We start from the raw sequence: 15,738 nt of genomic DNA on the forward strand, positions 1-15,738 counted from the left end.
TCGGACCGCACGTTCTACCCTGTAATACGAAGTTTGTCCAGGATCGGCGAGAAACAAGAAGGCAGGACCGTGCAGGACAGTCGTGCAACCGAAAGCGATGTACCCCAGCACCGGTACAACGCTGACCTCGCGGGCCGCATCGAGCGCCGGTGGCAGCAGAACTGGGCGGAGCGTGGAACCTTCCACGCGCCGAACCCGACCGGCCCGCTCGCCGGGGACATCCCCGCGGACAAGCTGTTCGTCCAGGACATGTTCCCGTACCCGTCGGGCGCGGGCCTGCACGTAGGCCATCCGCTCGGCTACATCGCGACCGACGTGTTCGCGCGCTACCACCGCATGCACGGCCGCAACGTGCTGCACGCGCTCGGCTACGACGCCTTCGGCCTGCCCGCCGAGCAGTACGCGGTGCAGACCGGCGCGCACCCGCGCGACACCACCGAGTCGAACATCGCCACCATGCAGCGCCAGCTGGACCGGCTGGGCCTCGGCCACGACCGGCGCCGCTCGTTCGCGACCACCGACCCGGAGTACTACCGCTGGACGCAGTGGATCTTCCTGCGCATCTACAACGCCTGGTACGACCTGGAGACCGGTCGCGCCCGCCCCATCGCCGACCTGGAGGAGCAGTTCGCCTCCGGCGCGCGGCCGGCGCCCGAAGGCAAGAACTGGGCCACCATGTCCACCGCCGAGCGCGCCGCGGTGATCGACTCGTATCGCCTGGTCTACCAGACCGATTCGGTGGTCAACTGGTGCCCGGGACTCGGCACCGTGCTGTCCAACGAGGAGGTCACCGCCGAGGGCCGCAGCGAGCGCGGCAACTTCCCGGTGTTTCGCAAGCGCCTGTGGCAGTGGATGATGCGCATCACCGCCTACTCGGACCGGCTGGTCGACGACCTGGACACGCTGGACTGGCCGGAGAACGTGAAGGCCATGCAGCGCAACTGGATCGGCCGTTCGCGCGGCGCCCAGGTGAAGTTCGATTCCGACGCGGGCCGGATCGAGGTGTTCACCACCCGCCCCGACACCCTGTTCGGCGCGACGTACATGGTGCTGGCCCCCGAGCACGAACTGGTCGACCGCCTGGCCGCGGCGCAGTGGCCGGAGGGCACCGATGCGCGCTGGACCAACGAGGGCGCGGCCACACCCGCCGACGCCGTCGCCGCCTACCGCAAGACCATCGCGGCCAAGTCGGATCTGGAGCGCCAGGAGTACAAGGAGAAGACCGGCGTCTTCCTCGGCTCCTACGCCACCAATCCGGTGAACGGACAGCGGATTCCGATCTTCATCGCCGACTACGTGCTGATCGGCTACGGCACCGGCGCGATCATGGCGGTGCCCGGCCACGATCACCGCGACCACGAGTTCGCGACCGCTTTCGGCCTGCCGATCATCGAGGTCATCTCCGGCGGCGACGTCGCCAACGGCGCCCACGCCGGCGAGGGCGAGTTGGTGAATTCCGACTACCTGAACGGTCTTTCGGTCGAGGAGGCCAAGGCCACCGTCATCGGCAGGCTGGAGGCCGACGGGCACGGCACCGGCACCATCCAGTACAAGCTGCGCGACTGGCTGTTCGCCCGCCAGCGCTACTGGGGCGAGCCGTTCCCGATCGTCTACGACGAGCAGGGCGCACCGCACGCGCTGCCGGAATCCATGCTGCCCGTGCGGCTTCCCGAGCTGGACGACTTCGCCCCGGTGACCTTCGATCCGGACGACGCGAACTCCGAGCCGTCGCCGCCGCTGGCCAAGGCGACCGACTGGGTGCACGTCGAGCTGGACCTGGGCGACGGGCCGAAGAAGTACCGGCGCGATACCAACGTCATGCCGAACTGGGCGGGCAGCTCCTGGTACCAGCTGCGCTACGCCGATCCGACCAACACCGAGGCGTTCTGCGCCAAGGAGAACGAGCAGTACTGGCTCGGCCCGCGCACCGGGGAGCACGGTCCGAACGATCCGGGCGGCGTCGACCTGTACATCGGCGGCGTCGAGCACGCGGTGCTGCACCTGCTGTACGCGCGCTTCTGGCAGAAGGTGCTGTTCGACCTGGGTGATGTGAGCAGCAGCGAGCCGTACCGGCGACTGTTCAACCAGGGCTACATCCAGGCGCACGCCTACACCGACGAGCGCGGCGCGTACGTGCCGGCCGCCGAGATCGTCGAGCGGGACGGCAAGTTCTTCTGGACCACCGCGACCGGCGGCGAGATCGAGGTGTTCCAGGAGTACGGCAAGATCGGAAAGTCGTTGAAGAACGCCATCTCTCCGGACGAGATGTGCGATCTGTACGGCGCCGACACCTTCCGCTTCTACGAGATGTCGATGGGTCCGCTGGACACCTCGCGCCCGTGGGCGACCAAGGACGTCGTCGGCGCGCACCGGTTCCTGCAGCGGGTCTGGCGTCTGGTGATGGACGAGGAAACGGGCGCGCTGCGCGTCACCGACGCCGCGCCGTCGGATGAGACGCTGCGCCTGACGCACAAGACGATCGCGGGTGTGGACGAGGATCTCGCCGCGCTGCGCGACAACACGGCGGGCGCGAAGCTCATCGAGCTGACCAACCACCTGACCAAGAACTACCCCGACGGCGCCCCGCGCTCAGTGGTGGAGCCGCTGGTGCTGATGCTGGCCCCGCTCTCCCCGCACGTCGCCGAGGAGCTGTGGGAACGGCTCGGCCACAGCGTTTCCCTGGCACACGGCCCGTTCCCGGTCGCCGATCCCGCGCTGCTCGTCGAGGAGTCGGTGGAGTACCCGATCCAGGTGAACGGCAAGGTGCGCAGCCGGATTCAGGTCCCGGCCGACGCCGACAACGCGGCCATCGAGGCGGCCGCGCTCGCCGACGAGAAGATCGCGGCGCTGCTGAACGGCGCCGCGCCGCGCAAGCTGATCGTGGTGCCGGGCCGCTTGGTCAATATCGTCGCCTGACTCCCACGGGCGCGCCTCCGTTCGCGGGGGCGCGTCAGGCGGGCGGCGACAGCACGGGGTCCGGAGATCGCGGTGAGGTCGACCGAGGACCTCGGATCAGCGGGCGATAGGACGCAGCACGATCTCGGTCGGGTGCGCGTCGCGCGGGGTCTCCACGGCGTGCCGCACCGCGGTCGCGACCGTCTCGGCGGTGAGGAACTCCTCCGGCCGGTACTCGCGTCCCTCGCCCGCGGTGATCTCACGCTGCATGTCGGTATCGATCCGGCCGGGATGGATGGACGTCACCCGCAGCGCGGGCTCCTCGAGCCGCAGCACGTCGGCGAAGGCGCGCAACCCGAACTTGCTCGCCGCGTAGGAGGCCCAGCCCGCGTTGGCCCGCAGACCGGCGCCCGAATTGATCAGCACCACATGACCGTTCGCCGCGCGCAACGCGGGCAGCAGCAACCTGGTCAGCTCCGCGACGGCGATGAGGTTCGCCTCCAAGGTGTTTCGCCACTGCGCCACCGAGGATTCGGCGATGGTGCCGAGATCGGCCACGCCCGCGTTGTGCACGAGCACGTCCAGCCGCTCCACCTGCGAGACCGCCGCGGCGACCGCGTCGTAATCGGTGAGCTCCACCGGCCACGGCGTCGCCTCGGGCAGCTCGGTGAGGATGTCGCGCAGCGCGTCTCGCGAGCGCGCGCCGAGCAGCAGCTCGTGCCCCGGCGCGAGTTCGCGGGCGATGGCCGCGCCCAGCCCTCGGCTGGCTCCGGTGATCAACGCGGTCGGCTTCGGGGTGCTGGTGACGGCGGCGTTCATGCGCCTCACCGTAGTGGGTACCCGAAATCCGTAGCACTGCGCGGACTCGTAGCGATGCACGCGTACGTCGGTAACAATCTCCACGGACGGGGGCATGCGAGAGTGAGATCCGCCGAACACCTGAGGGGCGACCGGGAAGAACCCAGCGCTGCGACAGAACCCAGCGCCACCGTAGAACCCAGCGCCGCGGCAGAACACAGCGCCACGACAGAACCCAGCGCCACGACAGAACTCGACGCCGCTGAGCGGGCATATCTCCGCGTGGGATCGCAGAATAGGGGGATGGCACATCCGGGTTTCACCCCCACTCAGCTCGCGGCCCGCGCCGCCTACCTGCTGCGGGGCAACGACCTGGGCACGATGACCAGCGCGGCGCCGCGGCTGTACCCGCACATGTGGAGCTGGGACGCGGCCTTCGTCGCGGTCGGTCTGGCTCCGCTCAGCGTGGAACGCGCTGTCGTCGAGCTGGACACGTTGCTCTCGGCGCAGTGGAAGAACGGCATGATCCCGCACATCGTGTTCGCCAACGGCGTGGACGGTTACTTTCCCGGACCGGCCCGCTGGGAGTGCCGCAAGCTGGCCGCCAACGCGCCCGACGGACCGGACACCTCCGGCATCACCCAGCCGCCGGTGCACGCCATCGCCGTGCAGCGCATTCTCGATCACTCCCGCCGCCACGGCCGCAGCACCCGCGCGATCGCCGAGGAGTTCCTCAACCGCCGATGGCCGGACCTGGTGCGCTGGCATCGCTGGCTCGCGCACGCCCGAGACCCGAAGGAGAACGGGCGGATCACGCTCTACCACGGCTGGGAATCCGGCATGGACAACTCGCCGCGCTGGGACCGCGCCTACGAGAACGTGGTCCCCGGCGACCTGCCCGCGTATCGCCGCGAGGACGTGCTGGTCGTCGCCGATCCGTCACAGCGCCCCACCGACCGCGAGTACGACAGGTACCTGTGGCTGGTCGAGCAGATGCGCCGGGCGGGCTACGACGACTATGTGCTGGCCTCGACCATGAGCTTCGCCGTGCAGGACGTGTTCGTCACCGCGATCTTCGCGCTCGCCTGCGAGGTGCTCGCCAACATCGGCGAGGAGTACAAGCAGCCGAACGCCGACGTGCGCGAGCTGTACAGCTGGGCGGATCGGTTCCGCGCAGGCGTCGTCGCCACCGCGGACGCCCGCACCGGCGCGGCTCGCGACTTCGACGTGCGCGCGCAGCGCTGGATCAACACCGAGACTCTCTCGGTCTTCGCCCCGTTGCTGTGCGGCGGCTTGCCGCGCGACACCGAACGCAGCCTGCTTCGCCTGTTCGAGGGTCCGCGCTACTGCGGCCATCCGGACCTGCGCTACGCACTGCCGCCCTCGACCTCTCCCGTCGCCAGGGATTTCCGGCCGCGCGAATACTGGCGCGGCCCGGTGTGGCCGGTGATGAGCTGGCTTTTCTCCTGGGTCTTCGCCCGCCGCGGCTGGGCCGAGCGGGCGTTCATGCTCCGCGCCGAAGGGCTGCGGCAGGCCAGCGACGGCGCCTTCGCCGAGTACTACGAGCCGTTCACCGGCGAGCCGCTCGGCAGCATGCAGCAGTCGTGGACCGCCGCGTCCGTGCTGGACTGGCTCGGGTGATCGCCGCCGTGACAGTTTACTGGTAAATATTCAGCAAACGTCTCATCGGTAACGCCGGCCACGCTGAACACGGCCCCTAAGGTCGAAGGGCATGGATAGCACGCGCTGGAGAGCGACCCGCATTTTTGCGTTGTCCGCGATCACCGTGGGCAGCATCCTTTCGGCGAACGGCCAGGCCGCAGCCACACCGACCGAGCCCGACATCTCGGCGAACGGCCAGGCCGCAGCCACACCGACCGAGCCCGACATCTCGGCGAACGGCCAGGCCGCAGCCACACCGACCGGGCCGGACGTCTCGTCCTGGCAGCACATCGACGGACGGTTCATCGACTGGTTCGCGGTCAAACGAGCCGGACACGATTTCGCCATGGTGAAGGCCACCGAGGGCTTGAGCTACATCAATCCCTACTTCGTCGCGGACAGCGTGCTGATGCGGGCGGCGGGCATCGCCCGCGGCACGTACCACTACGCCAGGCCGCAGCTGCCGCCGGAACCACAAGCAGCGCTTTACGCCACGATCGTGCTGGGTCAGAACGGTCCGCTCGATCTGCCGCCGGTGCTGGATCTCGAGCATTCCGGCGGCCTGGCTCCCGGGGCGCTGATCAATTGGACGCACCGCTACCTGAACACGGTGCGGGCACTGACCGGCCGAGTGCCGATCATCTACACCTATCCGAACTTCTGGAAGACGGCGATGGCCGATACCAGCGAATTCACCCACTATCCGCTGTGGATCGCCGACTACCGCGACAACGAGCAACCCGAGGTGCCCGGCGGCTGGCCGGCCTGGACGTTCTGGCAGACCACCGACAGCGGCAGCATCCCCGGCATCGCGGGCCGCACCGATCTCAACGTGTACAGCGGCGCCCAAGGCGATTTCGCCCGCTTCGCCAACATGGGCTGACGCACCGGAAACCGGCGATCGTCCCCCGGGTGGCGAAACCACCCGGGGGACAACAGGTTACACGCCGATCCGGCCGCCGTCCTTCTTCCATACCACCGCCACCGAGGGCCGCGGCTGCGCGGAACCGCCGTCGGGCCAGTGCGACAGCGGGTTCTCCGGAGTGGCGTCGTCGGCCTCGCCCGGGTGCTGCACGCACACGATGACCCGCGATTCGGTGACGATCGGACCGCAGGTCTCCGCGCCGCGCGGCACCGTCAGGAACTGTTTGGTCTCACCGCGATTCGCGCCGTCGAGCACCACCGAGAAGAGGCCGTCGTTGGACTTCAGCGCGTTGCCGTCGGTGGAGATCCACAGGTTGCCGTACGGGTCGAAGGCCAGGTTGTCCGGGCAGGAGATCGGGCTCACCTTGGTCTTGTCGAACCCGGCGTAGTAGGTGTCCGCCGCGGCCGGATCGCCACAGACCAGCAGCAGCGACCAGGTGAACTGGGTGCCGGTGTGGTCGTCGTCGATCTCGAGGATCTGACCGTTCTTGTTGAGGTTGCGCGGGTTCGCCTCGTCCGGACCGGCCTTGCCCTCCTTGCCGCGGTTGTCGTTGTTGGTCAGCGCGACGTACACCTTGCCGGTGTAGGGGTTGGCCTCGAAGTCCTCCGGGCGGTCCATCTTCGTGGCGCCGACCTTGTCGGCCGCCAGCCGGGTGAACACCGCGACCTCTTCGGCGGTCATGCCGTCGACGAGCGATTTGCCCTTGCCCTGCGCGTCGGTCTCCAGCAGCGGAATCCACTGTCCCTTACCGGTGAAGCCCTGGTCCGACGGCTTGGCGCCGGTGCCGTCGATCTTGTCCGCGTGATCGCCGGTGAGCTTCGCGACGTACAGGGTGCCCGCGTCGAGGATGGTCATGTTGTTCCGCCTGCTCGCCGCGCCAGAGCCGGACTGCACCTTGCGGGACGACACGAATTTGTACATGTAGTCGAACTTTTCGTCGTCACCGGTGTAGGAGACGACGTCGCCGCCCTTGGTGACGTAGATGTTCGCGCCCTCGTGCTTGAGCCTGCCCATGGCCGAGTGCTTGACCGGCGTCGAGTTCGGATCCCACGGGTCGATCTCGACGACGTAGCCGAAACGGTTCGCCTCGTTGGGTTCCTGCGCCAGGTCGAAGCGCTTGTCGGCGCGCTCCCAGAGGTTGGCCGTCGCGCCGGCGGTGAAGCCGTAGCGCTTGGCGCGCGCCACCGCGGCGTCGCCGCCCGCGGGCTTGTCGCCGTTGGCGAAGTAACCGTGGAAGTTCTCCTCGCCGGAAAGTACTGTGCCCCAAGGGGTCACGCCGCCCGCGCAGTTGGCGAAGGTGCCGAGGACCTTGGCGCCGGTCGGGTCGGCGGAGGTCTTGGTGAATTCGCTGCCCGCGGCGGGTCCGGTCAGGGTGAATTCGGTGGTCGCGGTGATGCGGCGGTTGTACTTGCCGAAGACGGGAGTCAGCTTGCCGGTGCCGGATTCGCCCTTCACCTCGACGACGGTCAGGCCGTGCGCCGCCATGGTGACGGCGAGCTGCTCGGGCGTCGGGTTGGCCTTGTCGTAGCCGCGAAACATGTGCGGCGCGGTGGTGTACTCGTGGTTGACCACCAGCAGGTAGCTGTTGGCCTGGCCCTCGATGGGCAGCAGGGCCGCGAAGTCGTTGTTGTAGCCGAACTGCTTGGCCTGCGCCGCGGCGGTCTGCCGGTCGAAGTCGAACGCGGGGGCATCGGCGAAAAGCGGATCGCCCCAGCGGATCACGACCGACTGGTCGTAGCCCTGCGGGACGACGATCGCGTCTTCCTTGTTGGGGGCGACCACGACGAAGTTGGTTCCGGTGCCGGGCGGGCCCGCCGGGGTGGCGCCGGTGGAGCCGGCCTCGGCCGTGTCGTCACCGCAGGCCGCCAGCGCGGAGGCGGCGCCGACGGCGAGCACCGCCGCCGCGCCGCCCCTGATCAGACCGCGCCGGTTCAGTGAGCTGACAATGTCGCCGAAGTACTCGCCGCCCGAGGTGTTGGGCGTCTCGTGGAAGCACGCGTTGGCACATTTGTATTCGCAGGTCACGGCGGCGCGCGCGGAGCGGCCGTCGTGCTGCACGAAGAGGGCGAGTGGTTTCAAGGTCACGATCACTCCTGACTCGGGCTGTCGGCCGCACGCTAAACGCCCCAGGCTATTACCGGGAAACACTCAGGTGAACAGCCGACCAAGTCTCAGGCGTTCACCGGTACCGCGATGACGACCTCTTGCTCGTTCTCCGGCAAGTAGTGCACCTGCACGATCCTGCCCACCTGCACGTTGCCGACACTGGCCGGCGGCAGGAACTTCTCGGCGCGGGTGCGGAAGGTGCTGCCGTCGGGCCTGGTGACGGCGAGCCCGATCTCCACTTTGGAGTAGCCGTTGCGGATCTCGCCGGGCACCGACAGCGACTGCACCACCGCCTGCGCCGCGATGCCGCGCGCCGCGATGTCGAGCTTGGCCTTGGTGGTGAAGCCCTTGCGAATCATGGATTCGTTCATCACCCGCTGCGCCTCGACGCTGTCGCCGGTCAGATCGACCTCCACCTTCTCGGTGCGATCGGGCAGGTACCGCACCGGAAGCACCACTCCGGGACGCAGCAGCGCCAGCTCGGTGAGCGGCACGATCATCTTGGCCGCGGACTCGAAAACCTTGCCGTCCACGCCCTCGACGCTGAACTCGATGCGAATCTGCGGCTGGTCGTTGACCGTCAGCCCGGTCTGCCGGAACGACTTCACGGTGCCGATGCCGAGCAGGCCGCCGCGGAATTCCGTCGAGTTGAGCCCGGTGAACGCGGACATGATGCCCTCGCCGGTGAAGGCGAAGACCATCACCACCGCGGTGAACGCGATGATCGGCAGTGCCATGAAGCCGTTCACCCAGGCGAGGAAGTCGGGCTCGTAAGGGCTGCTCGGCTCGTAGGTGAGGCCGTGCACGAGGTAGAGGCCGATCGCGGCGATGCCGAAGACGATCGCGGCGACGCGCAGTTTGGTTGCCATGGTGTACTCCCTGAATTCTTGGTTGTCGGACGGACATTCCGTGTTCCGGGCCACCCCGTCGTCCCGTCCTGGCGCACCCCTCGGTGGCGCCGGGCTCGCGGGACGACGGGGAGCCGAGCACACGGACCGTCCGTCAGGCGCCGACGATGGTCGAGCAGGCGAAGGTGATGTCGAAGGTGGAGGTGGACGGCCCCGCAAGCGGGTTGGTCAGGTCCGGCGCGCCGACGCCCTCGCCGGTGACCTTGTAGGTGTTGCCGTCCTTCACGACCTTCGCCGAACCGCCCGGCTGGCCGTTGCCGTAGCCCACCGCGTAGGGCAGACCCGAGGAGCCGCCCTTGCTGCCCGCGATGCCGACGGCCTGCACGGTGTCGGAGTCGGTGACGGTGGCGCTGGCCGTCAGCTGGCCGTAGGTGGCGTTGTTGTTGTCGGTCAGGGCCAGGGCCAGCGTGTTGCCCTGCTTCACGCAGGTGGTCTCGAAGGTGCCTGCCAGCGCCTTGCCGTCGACCAGCGCCGCGGACTTGCCCGCCGCGGGACCGGCGGGCGCGGCGGCGGTGGTCTGCTTCGAGGTCGCGGGCGAGCTGCTCGCGGAGTCGTCACCGCAGGCGGTGAGGAAGCCGGTCAGCGCGAGGGCGGCGAGGGCGGCGGTGCCGGTGCGGAAGTACTTGGTGTTCATGGTGATCCGTTCCTGTCTCTCCGTTGGTCCGGCCCGGTGGTCGGGCCGTTGAGAGAAAGGTAGGAATCGCGTGCCGCCTACCGATCCCAGGTTTCGGCGGCCCGAACCGGCCACAGGTCCGTTAACCTGGTCGAATGCGACGACCGCGCGCCATGGTGCTCGACGAGGTGTGGCGCAGGCTCGACGGCGTCGAAGCACTCAGCGGCCCGCACGGCGGACCGCTGCGCCGGACCGTCAAACTCCTGCTCGACCCCTTGGTGATCCGTCCCGTGCAGCATCCGAGCTGTGCAGGGGCGATTCTCAGCGCGGACGGCGCGACGCTGCTCGCATCGCGCCTCTTCGCCGCCGCCGACGTGCTGCGGGCCACCGCGGCCTGGTTCACGCTGCTCAAACAGGTCCGCCGCGCGCTGCGTATCACCGAAGGCAATCCCCAGGATCTCTACTTCCAGCGCTGTTTCGAGCTCGCGACCACGGCGGGTCATCCGGATCCGGTGCGCGACAGGCAAACCGCGGAGGCCGCGCTGCGCGATATCCACGAGTTCGCCGCGGGCCGGACCACGCAGGCGCTCAAGCAGCACCTCACGGACGCCGAGGTGGCGCGGCAGCTTGGCGGGTTGATCGACATCGCCTGGCGGCGGCGACCGGCGACGGTGAGCGGCGATCACACCGCGGCGTTCGAGGAACTGCTCGACGCGTGCGCGAACAGCAGGGTGACCGGTGATGGACAGCCCGAACTGGACCGTCTCGTGGCGGCGCGCGCGGGCACCCACTCCGGAATCGACCTCTGGCACCGGGCATCCGGCAGCAGCGCGAACGAACTCGGGCTCACCGCGCATCCGCTGCCGCACTCGCCCGCGCTCGGCGCGTCGGCGTCCAAGGCGGACCTCGGGCTTCCGTTCGACCGCACGATCTACGAACGAGTCTTCACGGTGTTGCAGGCCTCGAGCGAACGCGCCGAACTGCCGCCGATCCCGGAACTCGTCACCGACGAAATCGCCCGCAGCTGTTCGCCGTGGGCACTGCTGGACGAGACGCTGCGGGTCGCGGCCGCTACCGGAGCCGCCCTGGCCGTTGGCCTTTCGCCGTTCGGAGCGACGTCGGGCGAGGGCGCCGGCGGGGCGGGAAGGGTGCGCCACTTGGCCGGTGCAGCGTCGTCGGGGCGCGGCGGGGCGGACGTCGCATGGACGACCGGGCGGGTTGCGGCGCCGGACGGCATGGCGCGCGGAACCGCGGCACACCAGGCGATCAACAATCGCTGGCGGCGCGAAGCCTATGTGCTGCAAGCACGGCGGCTCGCGGTGCACGACTCCGATCGTGCGAGCGGGCCGCTCACGCAGATCGCCGCGGAACTCCGCACGCCGTGGCGACCCTACCTACGACGGCTGTGGGTTCGGTTGCACGGTCGAGATGTTCGCGCAGCCGCGGTGGTCGAACCCGACGAGCTGTGGGACCTGCTGGACGGCGTGGCCCGCTCGGTCATCCTCGATCACCGCACCAAGGTGAAGAATGCGCTCAGCGCGAGTGCTGTGGCGAGCGAAGTCGATTCGACGGAATCGAGGGCGAGCTGATGAATGCGGTGCTCGTGCGCGAAGACGCCGAAGGATTCTGGACCATCGCACCCGCAGGCGCGCCGACGGTCTGGGCGGACGCTCCCCCACTGGACACCATGGTGCTGGAGGTCGTCGGCGGTCACCTCGCCTGGAGTCTGCTGGCCGGAGAACCGGTCCCGGCCGCCGTGCTGCACGACCTCGACGAAGCGCAGGAATGGTTGTGGGCCGTCTACGGCGAGCATGTCGCACTGGCTGTCGCCGACCGGCAGGCCGTCGAACTTCCGGCAGAACCCGCGCTGCCGACCCTGGTCGCTCAGGCCAGGAAGTTGGCTTACGCGCACTGGGCGGCACGCTGGTGGCCCGCCTCCACCATCGACGGCATCCCAGCGCTGGACCAGCAATTGCTCGACACCGAGATCGCCACGCTCACCGAGGCGTGCGAGTTGATCGTCGACGGTGCCGACGCGGACCTCGAGCCGCTGCCCGCCGCACCCGTCGCGCTCGGCCGCGCGGAGGACTACGCGCTGGCCGCCGGTTCCGGTGCGCGACAAGGTGAACTGGTCTTCGGGCGTGGCAGCGGCGGCTGGGACTGGCGGCGCTGCCCGCCCGGCCTGGTCGACGCGTCCGAACACGCCGTGTCCTGGGAGTTGACCAGGGCGGAGGGGGCGACGCTAGTACGGGTGAGGGCGGTGGCCGCACCGCAACTCGATGCCCCGCCCGCGCATCTGCACCCGCGCGCGCTGCTCGACACCAGCGTCGGCGCGATCGACACGGAACTCCATCTGGTCGGCGACACTTGGCAGGGCACGGCGTCCACTGCCGCGGAAGCCGTTGCGGGAGTGCATGTCTATGTGCCCGGCGTGGGTCCGGATGCGCTCCCCGCCGACCACGACGAGCGCGCGCGGATTCGGGATCTGGTCGCCGCCCGGCTGCGCGGCGCCACGGCGGACGACGACACCTTGCTCCTGGCCGAGATCGCGGCCGCCGCATCGGATTCGGACTTCTGATGACACAGGACGAAGCAGCGCCGCCCGGCCTGGAACTGCTCTACGAAGGCGCTGCGGCGTATCAGCGCGGCGAGGTCGCGGAGGCGCTGCGCATCTTCGAACACGCGGTCCTCACCACCTCCGGCGGTGTGCGGGTCAGCGCGCTGGTGAACGCCGCGAGCATGTGCGACGAACTCGGCGACCACGCGGGGGCGGCCGTCCGGTTCCGGTCGGCGCTGGCGGAGATCCCCGACGACGCCGTCGAGAAGCGCGCGTCCACGCTCGTCAACTACTCGCAAGCGCTCCAGCACCTCGGCGAACTCGACGCGGCGCAGGACGCGCTCGAGCAAGCCAGGACGCTGCTGACCGACCATCCCGAATTCGCCTCGCTGCGGGTGCCCTGCCTGCTCTCACTGACGGCGGTGGCGTTCCACCGCGCCCAGTGGGTGCGGGTGGTCGAACTGGCCACCGAAACCCTCGACGTCGCACAACGTTTCGCGCCGCACCTCACCGGCCATCCACTGATGAACCTGGCGGGCGCGTACTTCGAGACCGGGCGCAGGGAACTCGGCATCGACTTCGCCGAACAAGCGCTGGCCGCCTTCGAGGCGGCGGGCGACCGCAACGCGGTGGCGGAAACCCAGCAGAATCTGGCCACGCTGTACACGAGAGTGAACCGGTTCGACGACGCGGAAGAGCCGCTGCGAGCGAGCCAGCGGTATTTCGAACAGGCCGGACTCGAGTACCGCGCCGGAGTCGGGCTCAGGATCATGGGGTACGTCGCCGAACATCGCGACGACGACGAACAAGCCGAGGCGCTGTACCGGCGCTCCCTCGCCTGCTTCGAGGCGTCCGGCGCGATGCTGGACGTGGCCGCCGTCCAGACCCGTCTCGCGACGGTGGCGTTCAAAGGCTTTCGCGTCGACGAGGGACAGGAGTTGCTCGCCGCCGCGTTCGAGGCGTACGCGGCGCGCGGTCTCGGATTGCACTGCGCGCAGGTCGATTTCTGGCACGCCGTGCTGCTGGAGGCGGTGATCGACAGCATCGACGCGCCGACTCCCGAGCTGCTGGCGCTGGCTCGCGATGTAGCGGTGCCCGCGGCCATCGCCATCGATGCCGTGCGATACACGCTGCCGAACGGCAATCAACGGGCCCAGTGGAATCGCGAGATCGCCGACCCCGCGATGCGCTTGGCGTTCCGATTCGCCTACCTCTGCGGGGACGGTCCGCTCATCGCGGATCTGATCGAAACACAATGTGCGGGAACCACAGTGGATGTCGATGCGACCGACCACCAGCCCCGCCCGCAGCTGCCGCTGGAGCCGCTCTCACCGATCGAGGCGCCCGCGCAGGCCGAGGGCTCCGCGCTCCACCTCGGTTCGGCATTGGCCAAGGTCGCCGCGGCCGCCGGCCTGCGAGTCACCCCGCCGCCGCGGCTGGCGGTCGCGCCGGACGGGCACATCGCGCTGGCGGAGTACATCACTGCCGCCGAGCAGCGCTATGGGCGCGCGGTGCGGGAGGAACGGGTGCTGACGGTATGAGTGAACTTCGCGGCGATGTGAGATCGGCGGGGGCTGCATCCCGCGCTGCGACCGCGTGGCCCGGGTGGGCAACACCACGCGCAGCAAACACGCGGCCCGAGTCGACAACACCACGCGCAGCAAACACGCGGCCCGAGTCGACAACAGCATGCTCGGCAGGGCACAGTGCGCGCCTGGGCTTACCTAGGCGGCGAGCCCGCGGCGCTGCTGATCGGCGGTCCGCGTCAGCACGTCGCGCGAGCCCCAGGATTCGAGCATGACGACACCCGAGCAGCCGACGGTAGTCGTGCGGATGGCCGACGCCGGTGACCTCTACATGTCCTGGCGGTGGGACGACGATGCCGCGCCGCGCGGGGCCGCGATGCTGCCGGGTGATCCGATCGCGGAGGCGGTGTCGGCGCTTGCCGATGCGCTACCGAAGCCCGACGCTCCGGGCGGACTCGAGCGCGCGCTGACGACCGGCGCGTTCGCGTCCCCGGACGCGGAATACAGATTGGCACAGTCACTTTCCCGCGCGTTGTTGCCGTACGGGCTGGCTGTGCAATTGCACGAGCTGTACACGCGGGGAGTTCGGCCGCATATCCGCCTACAACCCTCGCCACGGGTGGCGCAGGTGCCGTGGGAGATCATCGCGCCCGACCCGGCTCTGCGGCTCATCGACATCGCCGACGTCAGCCTGCTCGCTCCAGCGGGCGTCGTGCACGCGCCGGGACGGCGCGCGCGCAGCTGGTCAGCCGATCGCGAGTTGCCGGTGGTCGCCGTGCTCGATCCGCGGGTGCCGGGATTTCGCGCCGACTCCGCACTGGGCTCGGTGCTGGGACGGATGAACGGTTCGGGCGCACTCTCCGAGCGGGTCGCCGAACATGTAGCACGCCAACGCCTCCGACCCAGCGTGACCGATACCGTCGAGGTCTTCCGCCGAACCGACCTGGATCGCGGGTGGCTCTCCGAGACGCTCCGTGCGGGGGCATCGCGACTGATCTACGTCGGACACGTCACGGCCGCCGCACCGGAGTCCGGTCAGAGCGAGAGCGCCGAACTCCACCTGGCGTGCACGGCCGAATCCACCGGTTTCGCCGAACCGCTGCGCACGCACCGCCCCCTGTCGGCCAAGGACCTCCTGCTCGGCACCCACACCCTTGATCCCGAACCCGTTGCGGGCCCCGACCTTTGGCCCATGCCGAGCCGTGTCGCCCTGATCGCCTGCGAGAGCGGCGGCGACCTCCGCTTCACCGAGGCGCTCGGCCTCGTCGCGGCCATGATCAACGGCGGCGCCGAACTCGTCACCGCCACCCGCTGGCCGCTCCCCACCGACCTAGCCTTCCAACGCCTCGCAGGCGCCACCGCAACCCCCTTGCAAGACCTCATCCGCGCCATCGACACCGCTCACGACCACCCCGACCCTCTCCACCCCCTCACCACCTGGCACCGCACCCGCCTCACCACCTGGCGCGAAACCGGCGCCATCGAACACTCCCCCCTCCTCTGGTCCGCCATCGCCACCTTCCACACCTGACCATCCGCGCGCGGCGGGAGGCGCTCGGGATGACGCAGGCAGAACTGGCCGAGCGGGCAGGGTTGAAGCAGCCTGCGGTGGCGCGGTTCGAGGCGGGCGGCACCATGCCGACCATCCCCATGCTCGAGCGGTACGCGGAGGCGTTGGGGTTGCGGCTGGAGGTGCGGTTGCGGGAGGCGGGGTGAGAATCAGGCGCGCGGCGAGACGAGCGGCGCGC

12 protein-coding genes are annotated in these 15,738 nt (G+C 69.3%); 8 read left to right on the top strand and 4 right to left on the bottom strand.

Annotation, left to right across the window (positions count from 1 at the left end; translation table 11 throughout):
• Window positions 1-69 precede the first annotated feature (69 nt).
• Window positions 70-2,916 carry a leucine--tRNA ligase gene (gene leuS, locus ACRWNM_RS16735; RefSeq protein ID WP_431968432.1) on the top strand — a complete coding sequence of 949 codons (2,847 nt, stop codon included), beginning with the start codon at window positions 70-72 and terminating at the stop codon, window positions 2,914-2,916.
• 96 nt (window positions 2,917-3,012) lie between these two features.
• Here leuS and ACRWNM_RS16740 read toward each other — a convergent pair whose 3' ends face one another.
• A complete protein-coding gene (locus ACRWNM_RS16740) occupies window positions 3,013-3,714 on the bottom strand; it encodes an SDR family oxidoreductase (protein WP_431968434.1) in 702 nt (233 codons plus the stop codon).
• Window positions 3,715-3,996: 282 nt separating this feature from the next.
• Between ACRWNM_RS16740 and ggh the strand changes: the two genes are divergently transcribed.
• Together ggh and ACRWNM_RS16750 are read left to right on the top strand one after the other, a co-directional pair.
• Window positions 3,997-5,334: a glucosylglycerate hydrolase gene (ggh, locus tag ACRWNM_RS16745; protein ID WP_431968436.1), complete on the top strand. Its 1,338-nt coding sequence runs from the start codon at window positions 3,997-3,999 to the stop codon at window positions 5,332-5,334.
• A gap of 247 nt (window positions 5,335-5,581) precedes the next feature.
• Window positions 5,582-6,238: a glycoside hydrolase family 25 protein gene (locus ACRWNM_RS16750; protein WP_431968555.1), complete on the top strand. Its 657-nt coding sequence runs from the start codon at window positions 5,582-5,584 to the stop codon at window positions 6,236-6,238.
• 57 nt (window positions 6,239-6,295) lie between these two features.
• Here the strand turns inward: ACRWNM_RS16750 and ACRWNM_RS16755 are convergent, their stop codons facing one another.
• The 3 genes from ACRWNM_RS16755 to ACRWNM_RS16765 all read right to left on the bottom strand — a co-directional run bounded on the left by ACRWNM_RS16755 (window position 6,296) and on the right by ACRWNM_RS16765 (window position 9,928).
• Complete coding sequence (locus ACRWNM_RS16755) at window positions 6,296-8,365, bottom strand: PhoX family protein (RefSeq protein WP_431968438.1); 2,070 nt, start codon at window positions 8,363-8,365, stop codon at window positions 6,296-6,298.
• An 86-nt stretch (window positions 8,366-8,451) separates the two neighbouring features.
• Window positions 8,452-9,255: a hypothetical protein gene (locus ACRWNM_RS16760; RefSeq protein ID WP_431968440.1), complete on the bottom strand. Its 804-nt coding sequence runs from the start codon at window positions 9,253-9,255 to the stop codon at window positions 8,452-8,454.
• 133 nt (window positions 9,256-9,388) lie between these two features.
• Window positions 9,389-9,928, bottom strand: a complete 540-nt coding sequence (locus tag ACRWNM_RS16765) for a lipoprotein LpqH (RefSeq protein ID WP_431968442.1) — start codon at window positions 9,926-9,928, stop codon at window positions 9,389-9,391.
• A 152-nt stretch (window positions 9,929-10,080) separates the two neighbouring features.
• On the opposite strand from ACRWNM_RS16765, the gene ACRWNM_RS16770 reads away from it, so the two are divergent.
• The 5 genes from ACRWNM_RS16770 (at window position 10,081) to ACRWNM_RS16790 (ending at window position 15,706) form a co-directional block, all read left to right on the top strand.
• The gene (locus ACRWNM_RS16770) at window positions 10,081-11,496 is read left to right on the top strand and encodes a hypothetical protein (protein ID WP_431968557.1); all 1,416 of its coding nucleotides are present in this window, start codon (window positions 10,081-10,083) and stop codon (window positions 11,494-11,496) included.
• A complete protein-coding gene (locus ACRWNM_RS16775) occupies window positions 11,496-12,485 on the top strand; it encodes a hypothetical protein (protein ID WP_431968444.1) in 990 nt (329 codons plus the stop codon). The genes ACRWNM_RS16770 and ACRWNM_RS16775 overlap by 1 nt, the downstream gene beginning before the upstream one ends.
• Complete coding sequence (locus ACRWNM_RS16780) at window positions 12,485-14,005, top strand: tetratricopeptide repeat protein (RefSeq protein WP_431968446.1); 1,521 nt, start codon at window positions 12,485-12,487, stop codon at window positions 14,003-14,005. Before ACRWNM_RS16775 ends, ACRWNM_RS16780 begins: the two co-directional genes overlap by 1 nt.
• Before the next feature lie 256 nt (window positions 14,006-14,261).
• Entirely contained in the window at window positions 14,262-15,521 is a 1,260-nt protein-coding gene (locus tag ACRWNM_RS16785) for a CHAT domain-containing protein (protein ID WP_431968448.1), read from the top strand.
• A gap of 2 nt (window positions 15,522-15,523) precedes the next feature.
• Entirely contained in the window at window positions 15,524-15,706 is a 183-nt protein-coding gene (locus ACRWNM_RS16790) for a helix-turn-helix domain-containing protein (protein ID WP_431968559.1), read from the top strand.
• The last annotated feature ends 32 nt before the right edge of the window (window positions 15,707-15,738 follow it).

This window comes from Nocardia sp. bgisy134 (genome assembly GCF_965341865.1).
Classification (GTDB): domain Bacteria; phylum Actinomycetota; class Actinomycetes; order Mycobacteriales; family Mycobacteriaceae; genus Nocardia.

Coding starts and splice junctions, on each gene's coding strand:
- ACRWNM_RS16740 (WP_431968434.1), bottom strand. CDS start 3,714: ATGAACGCCGCCGTCACCAGCACCCCGAAGCCGACCGCGTTGATCACC.
- ggh (WP_431968436.1), top strand. CDS start 3,997: ATGGCACATCCGGGTTTCACCCCCACTCAGCTCGCGGCCCGCGCCGCC.
- ACRWNM_RS16760 (WP_431968440.1), bottom strand. CDS start 9,255: ATGGCAACCAAACTGCGCGTCGCCGCGATCGTCTTCGGCATCGCCGCG.
- ACRWNM_RS16765 (WP_431968442.1), bottom strand. CDS start 9,928: ATGAACACCAAGTACTTCCGCACCGGCACCGCCGCCCTCGCCGCCCTC.
- ACRWNM_RS16770 (WP_431968557.1), top strand. CDS start 10,081: ATGGTGCTCGACGAGGTGTGGCGCAGGCTCGACGGCGTCGAAGCACTC.
- ACRWNM_RS16775 (WP_431968444.1), top strand. CDS start 11,496: ATGAATGCGGTGCTCGTGCGCGAAGACGCCGAAGGATTCTGGACCATC.
- ACRWNM_RS16780 (WP_431968446.1), top strand. CDS start 12,485: ATGACACAGGACGAAGCAGCGCCGCCCGGCCTGGAACTGCTCTACGAA.
- ACRWNM_RS16785 (WP_431968448.1), top strand. CDS start 14,262: ATGACGACACCCGAGCAGCCGACGGTAGTCGTGCGGATGGCCGACGCC.